The organism is Listeria rocourtiae subsp. hofi (assembly GCF_963575615.1).
GTDB classification, from domain to species: Bacteria; Bacillota; Bacilli; order Lactobacillales; family Listeriaceae; genus Listeria_A; species Listeria_A hofi.
In genome coordinates this window covers 1-6,386 of sequence record NZ_CAUYTL010000065.1, presented here as the reverse complement: position 1 = coordinate 6,386, position 6,386 = coordinate 1, and the positions used below count along the sequence as shown (strand labels likewise).

Genomic DNA, 6,386 nt, shown 5'->3' with positions numbered 1-6,386 from the left:
GGCACCTACTGGAGCCGTTCCAGATACATAGCCGTCATTGACGTAGTAGTCGTTGATAGTTGGCGCTGCTAGTGTGCGATTATCGATAACTCTCGTATTTACGGATGTACTAGTGACACCATCTTTTGATTGGATCGCTGTAACCAGGGTATCAGCGGCTTGCTTAGGAATGGTGATGGAATAAGTACCATCTGCGGTTACTACACCAGTATACGTCATGTTGTTCGCTTTTATTGTTACAGTAGCACCAGCGATACCTGTACCAGTTACTTTCGTATCATCTGTTGTCACGCTGTTAATCGTTGGCGCTGCAATCGTGCCAGCTGTTACCGTTGTGAAAGCTTCCTCACTCGGTTTTCCATTGGTGCCCGTTTGTATGGCTTTTATCACATCACCTAGCTTTTGTGTCCCAATGTTAAATGTTGCTTTCCCATTGACGTCTGCCGTCTTGCTCAATTCCGTACCATCTGGTAGGAAAAGTATTATTTTTGCATTTGGTTCACCTGTGACTGTTATCGTTGTATCATTCGTTGTAATCGGAGAAATAGTGGGCGCATCAGGAATTGCTCCCTTAACGACTGTTGATGCTTCTGGACTATTTTGTCCGCTTAGGGATTGGAATGCTCTGATGACTTCATTTTCCTTTAGTCCTGAAACTGCGAAGGTTGCTTCTCCTTGTGCATTGGCATTTTTTGTGATGCGAGTGCCATCTGGTAGGGTAGTGGTGATTTCAGCATTAGGATATCCTTTTACAGTTAACTTGTCTGAGTTGTCGTACACATCAGAAAGGACTGGTGCAGGTAAAGTAACTTTAACACTAATTATCTTGATTGTAGTATTACTATTTTGATCTGTAACAGAGTATATAACCGTATAGCTACCTGTTTTGTTTGTATCAACGTTATTCCCTATTACCTTAACTTGGCTTGTTAGATCACCATCTTCTACATCAGTGGCCGAAACTCCTTGTAAAGGGTTAAAATTTTCACCTAAATTAATGATTCGATCGCTTGTATTAATTATTGGATCATTTCCAGAGTTCACCGTTAATAATGGGTTATAGAGGACATGCGTATTCGTACCGTTTCCACAAACACCTGTGAACCCAATGATTGCCTCTGTACCTCCAAAGACTTTGTTCATATCTGAAACTTTATAACTATCAATTTTTCCAGCATAATTATATGACAGTGTCTTACTTGGCCCATCCCAGTTAATTGTTAAGTCATAGTTACTTCCACTTGGAAACGAGTTTTGATACTTGAAAAAACCGGCATCTTGTGTATAGAAGCTTATATTATTTCTAGCTGGAGTGTACCAAGTTTGATGACGAAAAGCTATCCCTAAAGTCTTAGAAATTCCATTAATCCGCATAGCGTCTCCGCCAACTCCGAAACTTGGGGTCACAGCATTTTGCATGAAAAAGGTGATACCATCCGCTTTTGATGCGCCTCCACCAATACCGAATCTAGTTTTGAGTGTAAAACTATTTTTCAAGTTGACTTTTTGTTTAGTTACAATATATCCATTTGCGAATACGTCATCTTTTGTTAGTGTGACTGCGTTGGTATCAGATCCATAGCCTCGAGTAGCTTTATCACCTAGATTACTGACATCAATTAAATTCACCTGATTGACACTTCTAGGTTGCTTGGTATTTTCTGCACTGGAATATTGCTTCATTTCTGCTGCGCTTGCTGATGCAGTTGATAATAATGTAAGTGGTGTTGTCGCTACTACATTGAATGCTAGTAGCCCCGTTAAAATTTTTTTTGTTTTCTTTTTCATAAAATCCCTCTTTTAAATTTATTTGTCTAATCTTAGTGACTTGCTCTCCCTACAACAAAGCATAAATCTGATTGTGTCATATTCCCCCTTTTATTTCCCTATTGTTCAATAGCTAGCGTTAATATTTTCTAGGTTTGAGTAGGGTTATATTTAGATTTCAGTTGGCCATGATAGTTTGGACATAGAATATTGTGAGCCAACTAATCTATCAACAACAGTATACAAGCTCAAAAACGTCTCTAAAACTCTGTTTGGGGTTGAAATCTCTATTCTTTATGAATGTTTTGTGACGGGCTAGAATGAAGTGTTAAAAAACAGAAGTGGGAATCTTTATGTAGCTCTATTATAGAAAATGTTTACGCCTCCATAAAATAAGGAATTGAGTATATATCTTGTTTTATAAAGGGTGAAAGCGATGATAAAAGAAATTATTTCGATGGATAAGCAGATTCAAATAAAACTAACGATTTTGGATGTGCTTGTGGAAGAAGAACGCTGGATTGATACGGACGAATTATCACATAAGCTAGAACTGTTGCCACGCACGACATTGAAGTATATTTCTAGCTTACAAGACGATATTGCTCTTTTAAAAAATCCCGATATACAAATCTTAAGTGTCAAAAATAAAGGATTTCGTCTCATTCTGGATTCTAGAGATCATTTTCGCTCTATTTCAACGGTTGTCATTCAAAATTCGCTAACTGCTGAACTTATTGATGCTATATTTTTCGATACGTTTCAATCCACAGCTTCCTTTGCCTTGACGCATTTCACTAGCGAATATTCTGTACGAAAGCAAATTAATAAATGGAAGGACATCATCCAAGGCAAGTCGCTAGCATTTAATTCACTAAATCACTTGGTAGGAAAAGAGATAGAGGTCCGCTTTTTAGGCTATATGTTTTTTTGGCAGGTATATAATATTTATAAGTGGCCGTATCCGCAAGTTGACGAACAGGAGCTGAGGCGGTTAGTGGATGGTTTTCTCGACAAATCAGGTGTAAATTTAACATACATGCAAAAGGAACAGCTTATTCAAGTTACAGGATTTAACATTATGCGAGCGGCAAAAAAGAAACCCGTCCAAATAGAACCACTGTGGGATAGTTACTTACAAGGCAACAAAATGTATGACATGTATTTGGTCCAAATTAACGAAATCAAACAGCAGTACTCTCTCTCCACGAATGAATTAAAATACATGTTTTTGTTGTCCCTAACCAGACCACTATTTTTTTATCCAAATAATTTCAAGAAATATATTTTACAATTCCATGCGGATAAAAATACAGAGATTCATCAAGCGATTCAGTTATTTATGGAGGATTTCCCAAAAGCATTTCGCCCAATAATCCCTTCCAAATTCGAAAACTTTAGAGATGAACTTTTCAGTGCTTTCATATACTGTAGCCTTGTAGAGGGATTTAAAGTAGATTATTCTGGATACCCATATCTTTACAATATTAAAATCCAATTTCCGAATCTATACTATAAATTAGATGTCTTCATCGATACACTATATAAAAAAACACGTTATAAATTTTTCTTACAAAAAGAATATCTTATCAATAAATTTGCGTCTTTATTTTCTGAGCTAGACATGTTAAACGTATATGAAGATCCAATTGGTATTTTCTTTGATTCGGACCTACCTTACTATATAGAAAAAGAATTCAAGAAAAAGATTGTTTCTCTGTACAGTATCGATTACAAGATTGTGTTTGTAGAACATAGGATGGATCTATTGGCGCATAATAAGCGAGGCATCATTGCCATTTCGCAATTTAAACAGTTGGAGGACTTTGCATTAACGCATCAAATTTCGATACAGTATATCCATTACCCATTATCAAATGCAGATTTAAAATACTTAACCAGTTTCCTAGCATTTATTCAATAACCATTAAAAAAAATGACATTCCAAATGCTGATTTTTGGAAAGTTGTTTTTTTTTATTCGCGTTATAATAAGTTCATACCGTCACAAAACATTCAAAAAAAAAAGCTTTTTTAACCCTAAACAGAGTTTCTAGATCTTTTTTGAGCATATATACTGTAGTTACAGCAACAGTTAAAAGAAAGGAGTGCCTTTGGTGCCAGTTTTTTCTGAGCTATATGACGAAAAGGAAATTCAGTCTGTTTTTTGTGAATCCCAGCTTATACGTTTTTTGACTGAGACAGAAAATATAAGATATAAGCGGAAAGAATTCAAAAAAGGACAGTATCTTAACACCGGAAATCATGTGGAGGATTCGAAAGTTTATTATATTGTGGAAGGCGTCATTAGTATAGAGAATGAAACGGATATTCTTTACTTTATAGGTCCAGGACATTTCGTTGGTTTAGAGCACTTTATGTTTCATTCACCGTTGCCAATTGAATCAAAATCATTATCTAACATAACTTTATTGGAATTCGAAAAAGAAGATATTTTGTTTCTGCTTATGAGTTTGCAAGAGGGATGGCTATACAATTATGTGATTAATCACAATATTATGACTAAATTAATGGGAATTAACAAAAATTTACGTTTGCGCCCAGTTTCGCGGGGCGTAGAACTTGTTAAGGAGCTATTGCCTGAATTCAGCAAGGTGGAGTCTGGCGTCACGATAGTATCCGAATTTTTAACGTACACCGTTTTGAGGAAATACTTAAGAATTGGCTATACTGCGATGGAAAGTGTCGTTGAAATTTTGGAAAAAGAAGATATTTATTTTGGCTACAGAAAGCACATTTAAGCGTTTAAAATAATGAATTAGTAATTAAAAGAGGTGATGCTTAGCGATAAAGAAGGAATAAAACCACAGCTAAGAAGGGGACAAAATCATGAAGGCTGATTCATATCAGCCAATTTCACAAAAATAAAAATTAAAGGAGATTTATTAAGCAATGACAAAGTATAGAACAATGAAAAAGATTGCAGTGGCAGCAATTGTAGCAAATGTAGCAGCAAGTTCAATGATCACAGCGCTTCCAGGGGAAATTAAAGCCGCAGAGAATGGAACGCAATCAGAAAAAAGTGTGAGAGCTGGCGTTACGGCAGTGAATCTTTTGAAGAACACGCAATTTGTTGGTATTAATAATTGGGAGTTAATAGGTAATTATCAAACGCTGACTTTGAGTGGACCAGACGAAACAGGTTCTTACTTCTATGAAGGAGACTACAAACGTTATTCTATTAGGGCATGGGAAAATGGTCAAGTCACACTAGGCGCAAAAGGTGACTCTACTATCATGAGACAAGAAGTGGCGACAATCCCAGGTCACACTTACAAACTTCAATATAAAGCGGTACAAACATCAGGCACCATGTACTATCGCGTACAAGTTTATGGGAATGGCGTTAAGCTGATTGAGAGCAGTAGTGGCGCAGTTATGACAGGTGGATATAGAGTTAGTGATGAAACTACTCAAACACTAACTTTCAAAGCTAATTCTACTATTTCTGCAGCTGGATTTGGTGTAGTGGGAGATAACCACTCTCAAGGAACAATGCGCTATTCCAACGTGAGTTTGATAGATATAACGACAGTTGCGGATGCGACACTCAATGCTATTACAACAAATAGTACGGTTGCAACAGGTAAAGGTGAGCCAGGAGGAACAGTCGTTATCAAAAATGCTGCCGGTTCGCAAATTGGAACAGGAACTGTTGATGCTAATGGTAATTATAGCGTGGCAATTCCAAAACAAGCTTATAACACAAACATCACAGCAACAGTAACAGCACTAGAAATTCCATCATCTGCGAGCCAAATAGTAAGGCAAGCTCCTCTTGTTAATACAACAATTAATCCTATCACAAGCCAAGACACTACAGCATCAGGTACAGGCGAACCAGGAGCAACAGTAACATTCAAAGCAGATGGTAAGGACTACACTACAACGGTTGCATCAGATGGCACATGGCGTGTTGCAATTCCAAAACAAGCAAAAGATTCCGTTGTAGAGGGAACAGCGACATTAAATGGCGTTTCAAGTAATACAGCGAAAGCAACTGTCACAAATGGCGGTCCATCCACACCAACACTGGATAATGTGACAGATAAATCTACAAAAGTAACAGGTTCAGCCGATCCGCTTAATGATATCATTGTGAAAGTAACGACAGATGGAACGACTATTTCTTATACTGGCAAAGTGGATCAAGCTGGAAACTACTCAGTCAACATTGACACGCCAAAAGCCGGCGCAGTCGTAGAAGTTGTTGCAAAAGATGGTAGCCTATTAAGTGATTCAGTAAGTAAAATAGTACAAGATGTTACAGCACCAGACGCACCAGATGTTGATCCGGTGAAAGTAACAGACACAAAAATTACAGGTACAGGGGAAGCGAATGGTGATGTGAAAGTCACTCTACCATCAGGTGGTATCGTCAATGGTAAAGCAGATAAAGATGGTCATTTCAATATTACTATTCCACAACAAGAGCTAGGAAAAGAAATTCAAGTAACGATAACAGATGCAGCAGGAAATGAGAGTGCTCCAACAACTGTCATCGTTAAGGCTGATGATAATATCTTGCTAGCTCCACCTACTATCAATGACTACTACGTCAATGACGGCTATGTATCTGGAACGGCTCCAGCAGGCGCT

The 6,386-nt window shown here is 37.5% G+C and carries 4 protein-coding genes; 3 read left to right on the top strand and 1 reads right to left on the bottom strand.

What is annotated here, in order from left to right:
- The coding region (locus tag R8925_RS15515; protein WP_430536695.1) for an Ig-like domain-containing protein at window positions 1–1,788 on the bottom strand (1,788 nt) is incomplete at its 3' end.
- 415 nt (window positions 1,789–2,203) lie between these two features.
- Between R8925_RS15515 and R8925_RS15510 the strand changes: the two genes are divergently transcribed.
- The 3 genes from R8925_RS15510 to R8925_RS15500 form a co-directional block, all read left to right on the top strand.
- Window positions 2,204–3,691: a helix-turn-helix domain-containing protein gene (locus R8925_RS15510; protein ID WP_430536694.1), complete on the top strand. Its 1,488-nt coding sequence runs from the start codon at window positions 2,204–2,206 to the stop codon at window positions 3,689–3,691.
- A 192-nt stretch (window positions 3,692–3,883) separates the two neighbouring features.
- Window positions 3,884–4,528, top strand: a complete 645-nt coding sequence (locus R8925_RS15505) for a cyclic nucleotide-binding domain-containing protein (RefSeq protein ID WP_430536693.1) — start codon at window positions 3,884–3,886, stop codon at window positions 4,526–4,528.
- Between the two features lie 151 nt (window positions 4,529–4,679).
- A partial coding sequence (locus R8925_RS15500; RefSeq protein WP_430536692.1) for an Ig-like domain-containing protein occupies window positions 4,680–6,386 on the top strand: 1,707 nt, incomplete at its 3' end.

Bases quoted from the DNA above. Each gene is read 5' to 3' on its own strand.
- R8925_RS15510 (WP_430536694.1), top strand. From the start codon at position 2,204: ATGATAAAAGAAATTATTTCGATGGATAAGCAGATTCAAATAAAACTA.